Annotated in this window: 21 protein-coding genes; 9 read left to right on the plus strand and 12 right to left on the minus strand. The window is 69.5% G+C overall.

Going from position 1 to position 16,817, the window contains the following annotated elements:
* Positions 1-16 precede the first annotated feature (16 nt).
* Together ACFORO_RS18820 and ACFORO_RS18825 are read left to right on the plus strand one after the other, a co-directional pair.
* Positions 17-418 (plus strand): acyl-CoA thioesterase, encoded by a 402-nt coding sequence (locus ACFORO_RS18820; RefSeq protein WP_377870909.1) that lies wholly within the window; start codon positions 17-19, stop codon positions 416-418.
* Positions 419-430: 12 nt separating this feature from the next.
* Positions 431-1,108 (plus strand): winged helix-turn-helix transcriptional regulator, encoded by a 678-nt coding sequence (locus ACFORO_RS18825; protein ID WP_377870908.1) that lies wholly within the window; start codon positions 431-433, stop codon positions 1,106-1,108.
* Between the two features lie 461 nt (positions 1,109-1,569).
* Here ACFORO_RS18825 and ACFORO_RS18830 read toward each other — a convergent pair whose 3' ends face one another.
* From ACFORO_RS18830 to ACFORO_RS18860, 7 genes are all read right to left on the minus strand, one after another.
* A complete protein-coding gene (locus ACFORO_RS18830; protein ID WP_377870907.1) occupies positions 1,570-2,301 on the minus strand; it encodes a twin-arginine translocation signal domain-containing protein in 732 nt (243 codons plus the stop codon).
* 145 nt (positions 2,302-2,446) lie between these two features.
* Positions 2,447-2,572, minus strand: a complete 126-nt coding sequence (locus ACFORO_RS18835) for a hypothetical protein (RefSeq protein ID WP_377896598.1) — start codon at positions 2,570-2,572, stop codon at positions 2,447-2,449.
* Positions 2,573-2,741: 169 nt separating this feature from the next.
* Positions 2,742-3,356: a 3,4-dihydroxy-2-butanone-4-phosphate synthase gene (locus ACFORO_RS18840; RefSeq protein ID WP_377870905.1), complete on the minus strand. Its 615-nt coding sequence runs from the start codon at positions 3,354-3,356 to the stop codon at positions 2,742-2,744.
* Positions 3,353-3,925: an NADPH-dependent FMN reductase gene (locus ACFORO_RS18845; protein ID WP_354735542.1), complete on the minus strand. Its 573-nt coding sequence runs from the start codon at positions 3,923-3,925 to the stop codon at positions 3,353-3,355. The genes ACFORO_RS18840 and ACFORO_RS18845 overlap by 4 nt, the downstream gene beginning before the upstream one ends.
* A 33-nt stretch (positions 3,926-3,958) precedes the next feature.
* The gene (locus ACFORO_RS18850; RefSeq protein ID WP_377870904.1) at positions 3,959-4,747 is read right to left on the minus strand and encodes a creatininase family protein; all 789 of its coding nucleotides are present in this window, start codon (positions 4,745-4,747) and stop codon (positions 3,959-3,961) included.
* A gap of 22 nt (positions 4,748-4,769) precedes the next feature.
* Positions 4,770-5,177, minus strand: coding sequence for a RidA family protein (locus ACFORO_RS18855; protein WP_377870903.1), 408 nt, complete (start codon positions 5,175-5,177; stop codon positions 4,770-4,772).
* Positions 5,174-6,541 carry a purine-cytosine permease family protein gene (locus ACFORO_RS18860; RefSeq protein WP_377870902.1) on the minus strand — a complete coding sequence of 456 codons (1,368 nt, stop codon included), beginning with the start codon at positions 6,539-6,541 and terminating at the stop codon, positions 5,174-5,176. Before ACFORO_RS18860 ends, ACFORO_RS18855 begins: the two co-directional genes overlap by 4 nt.
* Before the next feature lie 208 nt (positions 6,542-6,749).
* On the opposite strand from ACFORO_RS18860, the gene ACFORO_RS18865 reads away from it, so the two are divergent.
* Positions 6,750-7,916 (plus strand): LLM class flavin-dependent oxidoreductase, encoded by a 1,167-nt coding sequence (locus tag ACFORO_RS18865; protein WP_377870901.1) that lies wholly within the window; start codon positions 6,750-6,752, stop codon positions 7,914-7,916.
* A gap of 43 nt (positions 7,917-7,959) precedes the next feature.
* Here ACFORO_RS18865 and ACFORO_RS18870 read toward each other — a convergent pair whose 3' ends face one another.
* Positions 7,960-8,544, minus strand: a complete 585-nt coding sequence (locus tag ACFORO_RS18870; RefSeq protein WP_354735533.1) for a helix-turn-helix domain-containing protein — start codon at positions 8,542-8,544, stop codon at positions 7,960-7,962.
* 536 nt (positions 8,545-9,080) lie between these two features.
* Between ACFORO_RS18870 and ACFORO_RS18875 the strand changes: the two genes are divergently transcribed.
* The 5 genes from ACFORO_RS18875 to ACFORO_RS18895 all read left to right on the plus strand — a co-directional run bounded on the left by ACFORO_RS18875 (position 9,081) and on the right by ACFORO_RS18895 (position 14,178).
* Entirely contained in the window at positions 9,081-9,800 is a 720-nt protein-coding gene (locus ACFORO_RS18875) for a GntR family transcriptional regulator (protein WP_377870900.1), read from the plus strand.
* Positions 9,801-9,804: 4 nt separating this feature from the next.
* The gene (locus tag ACFORO_RS18880; RefSeq protein ID WP_377870899.1) at positions 9,805-10,740 is read left to right on the plus strand and encodes a carbohydrate kinase family protein; all 936 of its coding nucleotides are present in this window, start codon (positions 9,805-9,807) and stop codon (positions 10,738-10,740) included.
* Between the two features lie 14 nt (positions 10,741-10,754).
* The gene (locus ACFORO_RS18885) at positions 10,755-11,777 is read left to right on the plus strand and encodes an ADP-ribosylglycohydrolase family protein (protein WP_354735639.1); all 1,023 of its coding nucleotides are present in this window, start codon (positions 10,755-10,757) and stop codon (positions 11,775-11,777) included.
* Positions 11,778-11,814: 37 nt separating this feature from the next.
* Positions 11,815-13,185, plus strand: coding sequence for an MFS transporter (locus ACFORO_RS18890; protein WP_377870898.1), 1,371 nt, complete (start codon positions 11,815-11,817; stop codon positions 13,183-13,185).
* A 273-nt stretch (positions 13,186-13,458) separates the two neighbouring features.
* Complete coding sequence (locus tag ACFORO_RS18895; RefSeq protein ID WP_377870897.1) at positions 13,459-14,178, plus strand: alpha/beta fold hydrolase; 720 nt, start codon at positions 13,459-13,461, stop codon at positions 14,176-14,178.
* A gap of 57 nt (positions 14,179-14,235) precedes the next feature.
* Here the strand turns inward: ACFORO_RS18895 and ACFORO_RS18900 are convergent, their stop codons facing one another.
* Entirely contained in the window at positions 14,236-14,439 is a 204-nt protein-coding gene (locus tag ACFORO_RS18900) for a CsbD family protein (RefSeq protein ID WP_377870895.1), read from the minus strand.
* A 190-nt stretch (positions 14,440-14,629) separates the two neighbouring features.
* On the opposite strand from ACFORO_RS18900, the gene ACFORO_RS18905 reads away from it, so the two are divergent.
* Positions 14,630-15,091 carry an Asp23/Gls24 family envelope stress response protein gene (locus tag ACFORO_RS18905; RefSeq protein WP_377870894.1) on the plus strand — a complete coding sequence of 154 codons (462 nt, stop codon included), beginning with the start codon at positions 14,630-14,632 and terminating at the stop codon, positions 15,089-15,091.
* Positions 15,092-15,117: 26 nt separating this feature from the next.
* Here the strand turns inward: ACFORO_RS18905 and ACFORO_RS18910 are convergent, their stop codons facing one another.
* The 3 genes from ACFORO_RS18910 to ACFORO_RS18920 are packed head-to-tail and all read right to left on the minus strand — an operon-like array spanning position 15,118 to position 16,810.
* On the minus strand, positions 15,118-15,612 hold the full coding sequence (locus ACFORO_RS18910) for a nitroreductase family deazaflavin-dependent oxidoreductase (protein WP_377870893.1): 495 nt from the start codon (positions 15,610-15,612) through the stop codon (positions 15,118-15,120).
* A 26-nt stretch (positions 15,613-15,638) separates the two neighbouring features.
* On the minus strand, positions 15,639-16,145 hold the full coding sequence (locus tag ACFORO_RS18915; protein ID WP_377870892.1) for a pyridoxamine 5'-phosphate oxidase family protein: 507 nt from the start codon (positions 16,143-16,145) through the stop codon (positions 15,639-15,641).
* Positions 16,112-16,810 (minus strand): TetR/AcrR family transcriptional regulator, encoded by a 699-nt coding sequence (locus ACFORO_RS18920; protein WP_377870891.1) that lies wholly within the window; start codon positions 16,808-16,810, stop codon positions 16,112-16,114. Before ACFORO_RS18920 ends, ACFORO_RS18915 begins: the two co-directional genes overlap by 34 nt.
* Between the last annotated feature and the right edge of the window lie 7 nt (positions 16,811-16,817).

Here is a 16,817-nt window from a genome sequence, read left to right on the forward strand (position 1 = left end):
CCGGTACCGCCATCCCGTGACGCTGGAGGAGACCAACCTCGTCGGCAACGTCTACTTCGCGCATTATGTTCGCTGGCAAGGACATTGCCGGGAACGGTTCCTCGCCGAGCACGCCCCGGACGTCCTCGCCTCGCTCACCGACGGCTTCGCCGTGGTCACCACCGGCTGCGGCTGCGAATACTTCGGCGAACTGACCGCCGGGGACGTCGTCGAACTGCGCATGACCCTGACCGAACTCGACGGCCACCGGGTCGCGATGGCGTTCGACTACTACCGGACCGAGGTCGCGGTGCCGCAACTCGTGGCGCGCGGACATCAGTCGGTCGCCTGCATGACCCGCGGCCCCGCCGGACTGGAGCCGGTCCCCGTCCCTGGGAAACTCCGGACAGCCCTCACGCCGTACTTGAAAATCCAGTAGTACGCTGGGGCGGTGACGACCACCGCAAGAGGGGAGCGGCAGTACCGCCAGTACTGTGGGCTCGCCGCCGCTCTGGACACCGTCGGCGAACGCTGGACGCTGCTCATCGTGCGCGAACTGCTGCTGGGCCCGCGCCGCTACACCGAGCTGCTCGCGGACCTGCCCGGCATCGGCACCAATCTCCTGGCGGACCGCCTGAAGAAGCTGAGCGCCGCCGGAATCGTCGAACGCTCCGAAACCGGCGCCGGACACGCGTACCGGCTCGGCCCGCTGGGCGAGCAGCTGCGGGAACCGGTGCTGGCGCTGTCGAAGTGGGGCATCGGACTGCTAGGCGAACCAAGCGCCGACATGATCACGCGGCCGCACTGGGCGCTGCTGGCAGTGCAGTCAATGGCAGACGCCAGCCGGCTGCCGGAGGTGGCGGAGACGTACGAATTCCGGGTGGACGAGGAGACCTTCCACCTGACCCTGGACCACGGTGCCGTGACCACGGCGCGCGGACCCGCCGATTCGCCGGTGCTGAGCATCCGCACCGACGCGACGACATTCGTCCGGATCGGCGCCGGAGCGCTCGGGCCGTTCGAAGCGCTGGCGACCGGGAAGCTGACGTTTGCCGGAGACGCGGACGCGGTGGTCCGATGCTCGACGGTGCTGGGATTGATGGAACGGCCCGGTCCGGCCGCGGGGTGAGGGTGGCTGTTGCGGAGAATCGGCGGCTGGGGGCTTTCGCCCTCGCCGGTTATGCGAGCCTCAGGGTGTGGAGTTCGGCGGCGCTGGTGCCTGATGACGCGGGCTGGTCCGGCGGCGGGCGGGTGGCGGTTCTTCCCGCGAATTCGCGGCTGGGGCTGCGCTCTCGCCGATCAGCCGAGCCTCGCAGCGTGGTGCCGACGGTGCTGGATTTGTGCAGCGGCCCGCAATGCGGGCGGTGGGCCGGACCTTGATGGTTTCGGAGCCGGGTGGCTCACGTTCCACATCGAAGATGCGGGATTAGAAGGCGCGGCCACCCCCGTCCGCGTGCGGGCGCCTCGACCTCAAGACCGGGAAGCTCGCCTCCGTCGGAGAGCCCGCCGCGGGAGACGGCACCAGACCCGAAGAAGCGACCCGGCCCACCCGCGCACGAGGGGGACCGGGCCGCTCAGCAAGGCCGGATCTCAGAGTCCGCCCACCTTCACCGGGAATTTCTGGATCGTCGCGATCGTCGTGTCCGGGTCGTCCGGCAGCACCAGGTCCACCGGGTTCTGCAGTTGGTAGAGGTCGCCCCGGGGCGGGAACTGGGTCAGCTTCCCGACCAGCATCGCCGGGTCCTTCGTGGTCAGCACCAGCGGCTCGTACGCCTTCCGGGACTGGATGCCCGCCCGGCGCAGCAGGCCCTCGGGCTGGTCGATCGTCATGGTGAAGCTCAGCACCATGATCTGCTCGTAGCGCGGCGGGAACCGCTGGGTCAGCTTGAGCAGGCTCTTGGCGTCGACGTCGATGTCGTTCTGCTCGATCGTGATCGTGCCGCCGCCCTGGTCCATGCCGGCGCCGCCGGGCAACTCGGCCGACACGCGGTGGCCGACGACCCGCAGCCGCACCGAGTTGACCGGATCATCCGGGTTGACGTCCACCCGGACCTTGATCCCGCCCCGGAAGTCAACGCTGACCAGGGACGTCCTGATCTGCAGCGGAGTGTTGATCGCGAGGCAGCTGCACGGGATCTCCGCCCCGATCGGCGGCAGCCCGGTCTGCTGCGGGAAAGCCTGGGCCTGCTGCCCGCCCAGCAGACCGCCGGCCGCGACCCCGCCCACCCCCAGCGCGGCCGCGGCGGCGGCCCCCTTCAGGAAGTCCCGCCGGTCCTTGCCGGAACCGGGCTCCTCGGGTTTCTCGTCGTTCGGAGCAGGCATCCTCTACCTCCGCAGGTGCGTGTCGAAGACTCCGTCTCGCTTGAATTTAGGGTAGTGGCAGCCGGAGCGGCCAGAGAGCGAGGGAAGATCGACCTGGTCGTGTCCGTCGCCGATGACCCACGGCGACCGGGCCGGGGGGACCGGGTCAGCCGGACAGGCGACACCGGTCGTCGGATCGGGTGTCGCCCGCCCCGGGGCCGTCGGCGAAAAGCCCCGACAGCAGGGAAACCGCGGCTCGCAAGACGGCGTGCCACGTGTCCACAAAGGACATTCGAGGGAGCGTGGCACCGAATTCGCGGGTGAGGTCGTTGCGCATGGCGGAGGCAGCCACCGTCTGGGGAGCGATGATCCAGGAGACGGCGCGGCCCGAGCCGAAGCGCTACGCCGTCGCCCAGCAGGCCGGCAAAGTCCTCCGCCAGCGGGTGGACGCAGCCGGGCAGTCACCCTCCATATTCAGGAACACGCGAGCAACTCCGGAGAACCGCAGCCGTGTCGAGCACCGGCAACCCGTGCGCGGCGGCGAAGGCAGCCGCTTCATCCGGCGTGGCCATTCCCCTCGGATCCGAAGGGCTGACCAGCGCGGCAAAAACAGCCGCCGCGGGCATTCCAGCCAGCAGGCACAGTTCGACGGCCGCTTCGGGGATCGCGAGCCTGCCGCGGATCCCTCGCGGGTGCGTGGCGTAGGGCAGCACGTGGCCGGGCCGGTGGAGGTCCTCCGGCCGGGTGCCGCGGGAGGCGAGGCGACGGATCGTCTCTGCCCGGTCCGCGGCCGAGATTCCGGTGGTGACGCCGGTCGCGGCGTCGACCGCGACGCACCAGCCGGGGCCTCGGCGGAAACTCGGGCGCATGGGCGGCAGTTCGAGCGCGTCGCACCGGTCGCCGGGCAGTGCGACGCCCACCAGTCCGGACGAGTGCCGGACGACGAACGCCAGCGTGCTCGTGGACGCTTCGGCCGCGGGCAGGATGAGGGCGGCGTCGTCGGCGGACGAGAGCACGAGCGGCCGTCCGGGCGCGAGCAAGGTGCCGAGCGGGAGCACGTCGAGGGAAGCAGTCATGCGACGGTCCGGATCTCCGCGGTCGCGAACCGTGCGACTTGCTCGGCGACGGTGGCGAGTTGCGCGGCGAGTTTCCGGTCGGCGACACCGCCGTCGGCGGAGAACGGCTGGCCGGTCGAATCGACCACGACGCCGAGCGGGGTCGGCCAGCCGCGCAGGGCGTGGACGGTCGAGCGCAGCGACGTCAGTGTCGTCACCCCGGCCTGCGGCCCGTACGCGCTGACGATGCAGCCGACGGCGCGTCCGTGCAGGTAAGGGCGGTCGTCGTCGGCGAGGTCCTGGAGGTAGTCCAGTGCGTTTTTGAGGAGACCGGACAGGCCGCCGTGGTATCCGGGGGTCGAGATCAGGACGCCGTCGGCGCGGCGGATCGCGTCGAGGAACGCGGTCGCGGAGGGGGAACGATGCGCGAGATCCGGTTCGTACATGGCGAATCCGAGGTCTCGTGCGGTGAACAGTTCTGTGCGGGCCCCGTGCGCCCGCACGTCTTCGAGGACCGCGCGCAGCGCTCGTTCGGAAGAGGAATCGGGGCGGACAGTGCCGCCGATGCCCACGATCAGGGGTTTGTGCATGGTGGACCGGCTTCCTGCGGGGAAGGGACTGGGCTAGGGCGTCCGGGGGGAATCGGGGAAGTCGAAACGCGCGACTTCCGCGAGCTGGTCGCCCAGAGTGCCGACGAGCGACTTGAACCCGCGCGCGCCCGCCTCGGCACTGGCGAGCGTCGGGTCGCCGAGGTAGCCCTCGGCGCCGAAATCGTTGGCCAGCCAGCCGAAACTGACGCTGCCGCCGAATCGGGCGTGGACCTTGTCGGCCATCTGCGCGGGGATCCGCCGCTGCGCGGAGCCGAGGTCGACCAGGTCGGGGCGCAGGTGCAGCACCAGGGACGTTTCCGCGGCCCCGCCGTGGATCCCGAGCCCGTTTTCGCTCGCCGCCCAGGCCGGGTCGTGCTCCTCGGGGAGGAAAACGTTGACGGCGAAGGTGAGGAGACCGTAGGCCAGGCGCAGATCGCGCAGCGCGGTCTGGATTTCGGACACGTTCCCGCCGTGGCCGTTCACGAGGGCGAGCCTGCGGATTCCGGCGGCGGCGACCGAGCGTCCGATGTCGTCGAGGGTCGCGGCGAAGGTCGCGGTGGACAGGGAAAGGGTTCCTGCCGCCCAGGTGTGTTCGACGGATCGGCCGTAGCTGATCGTCGGCAGCAGCCACAGGTCGAGGTCTTCGCCTTGTGTGGCAACGACTTCCTTCGACACCGCTTCGGCTACGAGCGCGTCGGTGGCCAGCGGGAGGTGCGGGCCGTGCTGTTCGATGGCGCCGACGGGCAGCACCGCGACCGAGGACGGTCCGCGGGCGGCCTCGACTTGTGAGGCCCTCAGCTCGGCGAAAAACCGGGAAGCCATCAGGATTCTCCTTCCAGTGCGTTCAGGAGCCGAGGTAGGCGACGGCCCGGATTTCCACGCGCATCTCGGGCGTGGCCAGCGGGGGATAGATCAGCAGCGACGCGTACGACCGCTCGGACAGCAGCTTCGGCGCGTGCTCGGCCAGCCACGCGTCGCGTACCCGCATGTACTCCGCGCGGTCGGCGGGATCGGCGAGGAACTGGTCGAACTGCACGATGTCCTCGAACTCCGCGCCCGCGTCGGCGAGCAGCCGGTGGACCCGGTCGAGCGTGACCAGGGTCTGCGCGGCGACGTCGTGGGCGGGCCGGCCGTGTTGGTCGGTCACGCCGTCGATTCCGCTGAGGAAGACGAAGCCGCCCGCCGCGGCCCCTCTTCCCCAGGGCTGGACCGTCGTGCCGTATTTCAGCGGGCCAAGCGCTTGTTTCGTCACTCGTCGGCCTTTCGGTAGCGTCGGATGAGGTAGTAGGCCAAGGCGGCCACCGCGCCCGCGACCCACGGGGTGAGGTCGCCGAACTGCGGGAAGCGCGCCGCGAACGCGCCGGTGTAGAGGCTTTGGTCCATGAACGGCACGGAGACCGCGATGGCGATCACGAACGCCGCCAGGCCCGGGCGGAACCGCCGGGTGCGGTCGAAATACCGCCGCGGGTCGATCTCCCGGCGGCCGAAGACCAGCGTGTCCACGACGACGATCCCCAGCCAGGGGCCGATCCAATAGCCCATCAGGAACAGGAAATTCTGGAAGGTGCCGAACACCGACCCGGCGTTGTGCCCGGCGACGAACCCGACCGCGGTCCCCAGCACGCCGATGATGACCGCGGAGATCCAGCGGCGCACCCTGGCGCCGACCATCAGCAGGCCCAGCGAGGCGGTGTAGATGTCCAGGACGCTGCCGGAGATCGAGGCCGCCAGCAGCGCCACCAGGATCACGGCGGCCAGGCCGGACGGGATCAGCTTCGCCACCAGGTCGGTCGGACTGTCCACAGTGATCACGGTGCCGATCGCGGCTCCGACGACAGCCATCCACAGCCCGGCCAGCGAGGCGCCGGAGAACGCCGCGACCAGCACGCGACGCCGTGACGTGTCGCGCGGCAGGTAGCGCGTGTAGTCGGAACCGCCGATGCACCAGCCGAACGTCCTGGTCGAAGCGAGCGCGACGGTGGTCAGCATGCCCCCGGCGACCCCGCCCGCGCCTCGGTGCAGGACGTCGCCGGACGCGGCGAGGTTGCCTTTCGCCAGGCCGTACCAGGTGAGGATCAGGAACAGCGCGGACGCGACGATCGCGAGGAAGCGTTCGGCCTGGTGCACCAGATCGTGCCCGACGATCGCGATGACGATCTGCACCGCGGCCACCGCGACGAGCGAAACCAGGAACGGCAGCCCGAAGAGTTCGCGGACGATGTAGGCCCCGAGCACGGTGTTCACCGCGAAGTAGCCGAGGCCGGTCAGGCACAGAAGCAGGACCGGCAGGAAATTGCCGTAGTAGCCGAACGGGATGCGTGACTGGATCATCTGCGGCACCCCGGCGCGCGGGCCCATCGAGGCGGCGAAGCCCAGCAGCACGCTGCCGATCAGGATGCCGATGGCCAGCGAGAGAACGGCTTCGCCGAACCCCAGGCCGAGGAACGCGGTGGGAATGGCGCCGACCGCGAGCGCCGAGTACTGGAGGTTTCCCGCGAACCACAGGGAAAACGCGGAGCGCGGCGAACCGTGGCGCTGGTCGTCGGGAATCCTTTCGATGCCGTGGTGTTCGACGGATACGGCGGGTGCTCGGACTGCGTGGGCGTCTTTGACCATCTGTCCTCCAGCGGAAGAACCCCCTGCGGCGGATTCACCGTCCATGTTGATATAGGTAACACGGCTGCCACAGCCTGCGCTGAGCCTTCGGGGGATGTCAAGAGCTTGTTTGGGCTTGACACTCCGCAGGTCGAGCCGCACAGTGTTGATATTAGTTACATTTTGCGTCTGCTCACAGCCCGGCCGAGCCGGGCGGGATGGAGGCCCTGTGCGGCACGGAGTGTTCTTCTTCGGCTCGGTCGAGATGCCGGACGTGCTCGCCGGAAACCCGGTGCCCGCCGCGCGGCGCCGCGCCACCCGCGAGCAGGTGTGGCACGCGCACGAGCGGCTGGTCGGGATGGGCGTGCTGGCCGAGGAACTCGGATACGACAGTTACTGGCTGGCGGAGCACCATTTTCAGCACGAGGGCTACGAGGTCGTGCCGAACGCGATGATGCTCGAGGCGCATCTGGCGGCGCGGACCTCGCGGATCCGGCTGGGGTCGATGTTCAGCATCGTGCCGCAGTGGAACCCGCTGCGGCTGGCCGAGGATTTCAGCAGCCTGCTCAACCTGTCCGGCGGACGCGCGGTGCTCGGCGTCGGCCGGGGCACGGTGTCTCGCGAACTGCGCAGCCTCACCGCGCATCAGGCGGACATCGGCGTGCTGTCGTCCAGCGAGGAACGCAAGGTCATCGACGCGCACAACCGCGAGGTTTTCGCCGAGTACATGGACATCGTGCGCACGGCGCTGGGTCAGGAAACCTTCTCGTACAACGGAAAGTTCTTCGAGCTTCCGCCGCCGGACAACCGCGATCCCGACCACGAGGCCGACACGCTGACGCTGGTGCCGGGCCCGCTGCACCCGGTCGAGATCTGGCAGGCGGTCACCAGCCCGCCGACCCTGGACTACGCCGCCGAGGTCGGGCACGGATGCGTGTGGTGGAACCAGTACCACGGGTACATCCGCGACCAGTGGGAGCGCTACGGCGAGCTGTACGAACAGCGCCACGGCGTCCGGCTGACTCCGGGGCGGAACCGCATTCTGGTGCTGCCCACGCACATCGCCGACACGCACGAAGAGGCTTGGCGCACCGGGCGGATCGGGCACGACGAGTTCTGGAACCTGCTCGCGCCGTTCGGCTGGAGCAGCGGCTACCAGGGCGATGACGGCAACCGGGCTCCGGCTGGTCTGGTGCCGACGCTGGAGCAGTCCACGAAGCAGAAGTGCTGGGCGGTCGGCACTCCGGAGGAGGTGGCCGAGATCGTGCAGCACCACAAGGACGCGCTCGGCCTCGAGCATCTGGTGGTGTTCCCGCATTTCCCCGGGCACACCTACGACATGGCCGCCGAGCAGATGCGGCGCTACACCGAACAGGTCGTGCCGCTGCTGCGCTGACCCGCTCCCGGACCGCGCGGCTCTCCCGGGGCCGCGCGGTCGGTCATTCCCCGGTGTTGATCAGCAGGACCCGGACCGGTTCGTCGCCCAGCCGGCGCCAGCGATGCGGCCGCGACCCCGGGTACGTGGCGACATCGGCCTCGCCCAGCTGCTCGCGGCGCCCGTCGGCGAAATCCAGCTCGATCCGCCCGGTGACGACGTACAGCATCTCCTGCCCGACGTGCTCGAAATACTCGCCGAACTCCGCTGGGCCGCCGGTGTATTCGATGGGCTGCACCGGAAAACCCGCCCGGGACAACGCCCGCGCCGTGGAACCGGTCGGGATTTCGGCCCCCGGCATGACCATTCCCTCGTCGGCGCGCAGCAATCCGACGCCCTGCTCCGCGGGCCCGGCGAGCAGGGCCGACACCGTGGTGTCCAGCGCGACCGCGATCCGCTGCAGCGTGCTGACGCTCGCGGCGGCCAGCCCGCGCTCGAACTGGCTGAGAAAAGCGTGCGACAGCCGGGAAACCTCGCCGACTTGCTTCAGCGTCAGCCCGCGGCCGCGCCGCAGCTCGCGCACCCGCGCCCCGAGCACCCGCGCCGGATCCGGCGCGGATCCGGAATCGGGGGAGGGAGGGGTTCGCATTGGTCCGACTATACCGGAGCTGGAGTGTTCCGAAGTGGACTGTGCGGGGGAAACGCCGTAATGGGCAAGGGAAAGAGCTCGGCGAATTGGGCGGACAGCACTGTGGCCGCCGCAGTCCGCGGCAGCGCGGCGACGTAACTCTCAGCTTACGCAGAGGTCCGTGAAGGACTCCTTGAGGGAATCTGGTTCCGTGAGGGGCCCCTTGAGGGAATGCCAGGTCAATGCCGAGGACTTACGGCGGCGCTGCGGGTGCGGTTTGCCCAGGTCGAAGGACCTGGGCGGGGCCAGGCGTCCGTGAGGGGAACCCTGAGGGACTCAGAGTCCCTCAGGGTTCCCCTCACGGACCTCAAGACTCGGCCACATGGCGAAAAATCGGGCATTCCGGCGGCGCTGACGTCCTTTGTGGACGGTCGGCGGGCGTGGGCTGCGCAGCTCAAGTCCCCGGCATGGGAATCAGAGTCCCTCAAGGAGTCCTTCGCGGACTTCGGGCCGAGGCGTCGCGGAGGCTGGTTGACACACTTAGTACACTAAGTTGCATGACTGGTCGACCAAGCCGTGCGCCGCTCTATCGCACGATTCAGGGCGAGATCCAGCGCGACATCCTGAGCGGCAGGCTCAAGCCCGGGGATTGGCTCCCCTCGGAGAGTCAGCTCCGGGCGCAGTACGGCGTGTCCCAGACATCCGTGCGGCGCGCCTTCCAGGAGCTGCAGCGGCTCGGGCTGGTGGAGCGGTTCCACGGCCGGGGCAGCATCGTCGCGTCCAACGAGATCCGGGCGATGAGTCCGATGCTCGGTCTGGGCCGCGAGCTCCGGCAGCGCGGCTTCGCGATCCGGCCCGAGTTGCTCGGCAATGCCGAGGAGACCGCCGACGAAGCGGTCGCCAAGGCGCTCGACCTCGAACCCGGCGACCCGGTGCGGCACATCGAGCGGCGTTACTGGATCGGCGACGATCCGTTCGTTTTCCTCGACCACTATCTCGTGCAGCAGCCCGGGATCGACTTCGGCGAGTTCACCGGGGATTCGCTGTACGCCTTCCTCGCCGGCCGCGACGCGCAGCCCACGCACGCGCGGGAGCGGGTCAGCGCCGTCAACCTCTCCGCGGCGGAGGCCGAGCGGCTCCAGGTCGAGCCCGGGGTCGCGGCGATGCTGCGCGAGCGCACGTCGTTCGGCGCGGATCAGCGGCCGCTGGAGTTCACCCGCTACATCCTGCGCGGCGATCGCTACCACCTCGACATCGACCTCAGAAGCGAGCGATGAGCACATGAGCACCGGGCCGCGGCTCGTCGTCGTGGGGGACGCGAGCATCGACTACTTCGTCCAGGTCCCGCACATCGCGGGCAACGACAACAAGGCCATCGGCTCCCTGTCCGGCGTCTACGGCGGCGGGATGAGCGCCAACCTCGCCGCCGCGGCCGCGCGGCACGGGATCGCGGTCGACCTGATCACGAAGACCGGGGCCGGGCCGGACACCGACAAAGCGCTGGCCGAACTCCGCGGGCTCGGGGTGTCGCTCGAACACTCCCTGCGCGACCCCGACCGTCCGACCTGGATGTGTTTCGTCCAGCTCGACGCGAGCGGGGAGAAGGCGCTGACCGGCGCCGACACCGGGATCAAGATTCCGGCGATCGAGGAGATCGACGCGTCGGTCCTGGCGGGCGCGGACATCGTCGCGCCGCTGGCCGACGATCTCGAGTGGGCGGCCGCCGTCGCCGAACTCGCCCGAGAACGCGGAGCGCGGGTAGCCGTCGACCTCGAACCGGACGCGTTCGAGCCGGATCAGCCGGAGTTCGCGCGGCTGCTCGGGCTCAGCGACATCGTCTTCCTCAACGCCGCCTCGGCGACCAAACTCGCTGCCACGCCGCGCGACGCGGCCCAGCGGCTGATCGAACTCGGCGTGGAGCTCGTGGTCATCAGCGAAGGAGCGCACGGAGCGTCCACTGTGGACCGCGACGGCGTCGTGCATCGCGCACGGTTGCGCGGCGAGGTGACCGTCGTCGACACGACCGGCGCGGGGGACGCGCTGGCGGGAGCGTTCCTGGGTGCGCTGCTGGCCGGGGCCGAAGCGAGCGAAAGCCTTCGCCGAGCTGTGGCTCAGGCGACCCGTTGCGTCACCGCCGTCGGCGGCCGCACCTATCTGTCCGGCTCGCAGCGCGGCGACTGGCCAGACGACCTGATCACCATCACGACTGAGAGGTAACCGAGTTGAATTCTGTGCTGCGTTCCAAGATCCACGGCAGTCTCGCCGCGGCCTGCCTGGCCGACGCGCTCGGCGCGCCGACCGAGGAACTGAGCCGGGACCAGATCCGCGCCGCGTTCGGCGGCTACGTCACCGAATTCCACGCCCCGCTCCCCGGCGCGCCGTACGCCAAGGGCCGCGCCGCCGCGCAGATCACCGACGACTCCAGCCAGATGATCCTGCTGACCCGGCTGCTCGCCCGCACCGGAGCCGCGCTGAGCCCGGACGACATGGCGAAGCTGCTGATCGAATGGTCCAAGAACGAGAACTACTTCCCGCACTTCGCCGGGCCGACCACCCGCGAGGCCATCGCCCGGCTGGAGCGCGGCGAGGACCCCCGCGAGGTCGGCCGGACCGGGACGATCATGACCCAGGGCGCCAGCAACGGCGCCGCGATGCGGGTCGGGCCGGTCGGGCTGTTCCACCACGGCGACCCCGAAGCGGCGGTCCGGACCGCGTTCACCACCTGCGTGCCCAGCCACAACACGCCGCCCGGCGTCGCGGGTGCCGCGGCCATCGCGGCCGCGGTCGCGCGGGCCTGCACTCCTGGCGCGGAGATCGTCGACATCGTCCGCGCCGCCGTCGACGGCGCACGGGCTGGTGCCGAACTCGGCCGCACCGAAGGCCGTGACGTGCCGGGCGCGTCGGTCGAACGCCGGATCGAGCGTGCGGTCGCGCTGGCCATCACGGCTCGCGACGACGAGCACGCGATCGACTTGATCGCCGGGGAGATCGGCGTCGGCTTGCCCGCCGCGGAGGCAGTGCCTGCCGCGCTCGGGTTCTTCGTCGCCGCGGGCGGGGATCCGGTGCGCGTCGCGCGGCTGGCGGCCAACGCGGGCGGCGACAGCGACACCATCGGCTGCATGGCGGCCGCGATCGCCGGTGCCTACCGGGGGATCGAGGCGATCGACGAGGCCGCCGTCGCCGAGGTGGAACGCGCGAACGATCTCGACCTGGCCGCGCTCGCCGACGAACTCCTGGCCGCGACCCAGCACTGACCCCTCTCCCCACCCCGATCCGAAGGGACGCTCGACGATGAGCGCAGGCAGCGAAGAATTCGCCACGGTGAGCTGGAAGGAACGCCTCTCCTTCGGAGGCGGTGACCTGGCCACGAACATCGCCTGGGGCGCGCTGGCCACCTACGTGGTTTTCTTCTACACCAACGTGATCGGGGCGGCGGCGTCGGCGGTCGGCACGATCGTGCTCATCGCGCGGCTGTTCGACGGCGTGGTCGACGTCGGGATGGGCGCGATCGTCGACCGGACGTCGACCCGCTGGGGCAAGGCGCGTCCCTGGGTGCTCTGGGCCGCCGCGCCGTTCGCGATCGCGCTCATCCTGGTGTTCACCGTGCCGGGCATGGAATCGACGCCGACGCTGGTGTACATCGCGATCACCTACGCGCTGATGAACATCGCCCTCAGCGCCGCGGTGATCCCGTACGGAACGCTGAACACCCGGATGACGCGGGACTTCACCGAACGCTCCCGGCTCAACGTCACCCGGATGTTCGGCGCCACCCTCGGTTCGCTGGTCGTCACCGTCCTCACGCTGCCCTTGGTGAGCGCTCTCGGCGACGACCAGCGGGCGTGGATCATCACGTTCTGCCTCTTCGGCGCTCTCGCGGCGGTGCTGTTCTTCGTGACCTTCCGCAATACGCGGGAGCGCATCGTCGACACCGCTCCGCCGAAGGAGCAGCCGGGGATCGGCGAATCGCTCAAGCTCGCGGCGCGGAACCGTTATTGGCTGCTGCTCTTCGCGATCTTCATCGTGTTCAGCGTCGCGGAATCGCTCTACACCGGGGCGACTGCCTACTTCGCCCAGTACTTCCTCGGCAACGCCGGTTTCGCCGCGCTGATGTCGTTCATGCTCTACATTCCCGCTTTGCTGGGAATGCTGTTCATGCAGCCGGTGTACAACCGTTTCGGCAAAATCGCCCCGATGATCGTGGGCGCGGCGATCTTCGTCGCGGGTTCCCTGGTCATCGCGATCGACCCGACGAACATGACCCTGGCGGTCGCCGGTTCGATCCTGCGCGGCATCGGGCGCATCCCGATCTTCGGCGCGATCTGGGGCATGCTCCCCGACACCATCGAGTACGGCGAGTGGAAGAACGGCCGCCGGCTGGAAGGCGTGCTGTACAGCGCGGGCAGCATGGGCCAGAAACTCGGCTACGGCCTGGGCGCGGCGGTGCTGGGCTGGGTCATGGGAGCGGCGGGCTACAACGGCTTGAACCACACGCAGCCGGATTCGGCGCTGGCCGCGATCAACGCGCTGTTCGTGTACGTGCCGATGGTGTTGTTCGTGCTGCTCATCGTCCTGTTCTGGGCCTACCGGCTGGAGCGGATCTACCCGGCGGTGGAGAAGGACCTGGCCGAACGGCGTGCGTCGGCTGGAATCGCGTCGTAACGGTCTTGAGGTGGGGTTGTCCCTACCGCGCTCGGGTAGTCAGCGGTATCGCGGTCGACCGGGTTGTTCTCCACGCTGGTGTCACAACGGAAGGTCCGTTGCGTGGAGGGGGATTCGGTGACTGATTCTCGTGTGCGGCGGGGAAGATCGAGTCGGCCGCTGGCTGCTCTGGCGGCGGCGGTCGTCGCGGTCGGCGGAGTGGGCGGGTGCGCTGCCGGTGCGGCTGATCCTCCGTCCGCCGGAACGCACCTGGTTACGGTGAATGGCCGCAAGGTGGCGTTTTCCGTTACGCCGGGCCGGCTGCCCGCGATTGTGCTCGACGCGGGCGGCGGGATGGATTCGTCGGAATGGGGCACAGTCGCCCCGGATCTCGCCGCGCGGACCGGATCCGAGATCATCGCCTACGACCGGGCGGGGGAGGGCACAAGCGACGAGTCGCCCGGCCCGTGGCGAGCGGACAACGCCGCCGCCGATCTCGCTGCCGGGCTGACGCGATTGGGCGTCACCAAGAACGTGGTCCTGGTGTCGCATTCGCTGGCGGGCGAAGTCGCTTTTTCCTTTGCCCGCAGCCACCCGGACCGGGTAGCGGGGGCAGTGCTCGTGGACGCGAACCTGCCGCAGTTCTTCACCCCGAGCGAGACCGCGAAGCTGGTGGCGTTGAACGAGAAGCAGGTCGAAGATCTCAAGAAAGCGCCTTCGACCCGGCAGACGCGTCAGCTTCTCGCCCAAGCCGACGGTTACGGGCCGGTGCACGAGGCGTACCACAAGCTGACCTGGCCGTCCGGCATTCCCGTTGCGGTGATCGTGTCCGCCGAGACGCCGTTTCCGACTCCCGAGGACGCGCAGTTGTGGCGGCAGGCCCAGCAAGACTTCGCGCACGCCGCGCCGAACCGGACTCTCGTCACCGCTGAGCACAGTTCCCACGACGTCCCGCTCGACCGTCCGGACGTGGTCGGCACAGCGGTGGAGAACCTGCTGAAACAGGTGCGCTGAAAAACGGACGCGGGGCCTCGGCAATGGCGCCGCGACCCCGCGTCCTCTGGAGGAAAGTCAGTCTTTCTTCAGTGCGTTCTTGACTTTGCCCGCCGCGTCGCCGAGAGCGTCTTTGACATTCTCGGCGGCTTCCTTGATCCCGGCCTTCGCCTGATCGGCCTTGCCTTCGTTCTCGAGCTTCTCGTCGCCGGTCAGCGAACCCGCCGCCTCCTTGGCCTTGCCGCCGAAGTCGTCTGCCTTGGCGCCGATCTTGTCGCCCATCGACATGGATGTCCTCCTTCATCGCCGAACAACGGACGCGAGAATGCGTCAGGGGTAAGGACAACGCGGATCCGGAATCGTCACTCACCCGATGATGTGATCGTCGCCACTCGTTCGGGGAGTGAGTTTCGCGCGGTTCCGGAGTCGAACCCGGTGAACCGCAACAACGGGAACGACCGGAGGAGAATCGATGGCTTCGACGACTGACGCGGCGGCCAAGTCCCAGGACGTGGAGAAGGTCAACGCCGGGCCGCTGACCAGTTCGCAGGGGACGACCACGGTCGCGGACGTGGTGGTGCAGAAGATCGCCGGGCTGGCGACGCGGGAGATCCACGGGGTGCACGCCCTGGGCGGCGGCGCGGCTCGGGCGTTTTCCGCGCTGCGCGAGCGGATCCCGGGTGCGACGGCGTCGGCCGGGCAGGGCGTTTCGGTCGAGGTGGGGGAGAAGCAGGCCGCGGTGGACCTGCAGATCGTGGTCGAGTACGGCGTTTCGATCGCGGACGTCGCGCGCTCGATCCGGCGGAACGTGATCAGCGCGGTGGAAGGCATGACCGGGCTCGAGGTGGTCGAGGTCAACATCAACGTGGGCGACCTGTACCTGCCGTCCGACGACGAGGAGGACGCGTCCGGCGACAGCGGCCGCGTGCAGTGAGCTGAGCCTGAAGGCCAGGCTCGCGGTCAGCGAGGGGTGAGCACCACGACGGGAATCTCGCGGTCCGTCCACTCCTGGTATTTCGCGAAGTCGCGGTACAGATCGACCAGCCGCGGCCAGAGGTCGCGCCGCTCGTCCGACGGCGCGACCCTCGCCGTGACCGGGACGTCGCGGCGGCCCTTCAACTGCACGCGGGTTTCCGGTTCCGCGAGCAGGTTGAAGTACCACTGCGGATGCTTCGGCAGGCCGCCCTGGGAGGCGACGATGACCAGGTCGTCGCCGGAACGCAGGTACAGCAGCGGAGTGGTGAACAACCGGCCGGACCTGCGGCCGCGGTGTTCCAGCAGCAGCGTCGGCACCGGCTTGCGGAAGCCGGCTCCGACGCGCCATTTGCTGCCGACCCGGCCACCTGTCAGGGTGAAGACCTTGGTCTGGACCCTGGCCATGTACTTCATCATCGCCGCCGTCACCGGCGAATCCAGGCCCTTCGGCGCCTGTTCGGGAAGGGAAAAGCGTCCCATCGTGACCTCCTGGCGGGGCGAACGCGTCAGCGAGCGGGCGGTTGCGCGGCGGTCGATCCGGCGAGCGGCATCGGGGGCAGCCCGAGCTTGCGGTGGTCCCACGAACGGACCCGCTCGACGTCGACGCGGACCGCGACCCGCTTGCTGAGCATGAATTCCACCATCGGTTTCACCTCGTCGGTGTACTCGCCATGGTATCGCTCCCAGATGTTGACCCCGACCGCCCAGAGCGCCTCCGGATCGTCGACGACCTCGGCTCGGCCTTCCAGCGAGACGCCGCGCAGGACGTCGTAAGTGAGGCCGTCCTCGATCAGCACCGTGACGCGCGGGTCGCGGCGGAGGTTGACCGCCTTCTGCGCCTTGGCTTTCGTTTCGAACCACAGCACGCCGTCGATGACCGCGAACCACATCGCGACCGCGTGCGGATGCCCGCCGGGGCCGAGCGACACCAGCGTCGCGGTGCGCTGGGCGGAAAGGCAGGCCGACACCTCCTCGGGCGTCATCTCGATCTGCGCTCGCTGTTTGGTTCCCATCGGTTCCTCACTTCCTGCGGCGGGGCCCCTGGCGGGCCGGCGAGTACGGAGGTCACGACGTCGACGAGGTCGTCGACGATCTGGCCGGCGGTCCAGTCCGCCGCGTCCGGGCCGTGCAGGCGGCGGGTGCGGCCGACGTCGCCGAGGACGTTCAACGTCACGGTCATCGCTTGGGACAGCCGGAAATCGAGCGTCCGGCGGGGGACGCCCGGGCTCAGGCGGTCCAGCAGTTCGACGAACGCGGCGTTGCGCTCGAAGAACGACGCGGCGACCGCGTCGAGCCCGTCGCCGCCGGTCGCCAGCAGCCGGCCGACCAGCCGGATCCAGCATTCGCCGCCGGATTCGAGCACCGCGACCACCGGCTGCACGAACGCGCGGGCCAGTTCGCGCGCGGTGACGTCCTTCTCGGGGACTTCTCGCAGCACCGCGTTCCGCTCGCCGGTGACCTGGCCGAGGCGGCTGCGCAGGACCGCGTCGAGCAGCCCTTCCTTGGAACCGAAGTGGTAGTGGATCGCCGCGACGTTCGTCTGCGCCGCCTGCATCACGGTCCGCAACGACACCGCGCCGACGCCCTGTTCGGCGAAAAGCCGTTCCGCGGCGGCGATCAGGCGCTGCTCGGTCGCCGCCCCGCGACTGGCGGGGATCCGCGCGGCCTCGGTGCCCATGGCGCGG

Source organism: Amycolatopsis halotolerans (assembly GCF_042647905.1).
In the GTDB taxonomy this organism is placed as follows: Bacteria; Actinomycetota; Actinomycetes; order Mycobacteriales; family Pseudonocardiaceae; genus Amycolatopsis; species Amycolatopsis halotolerans.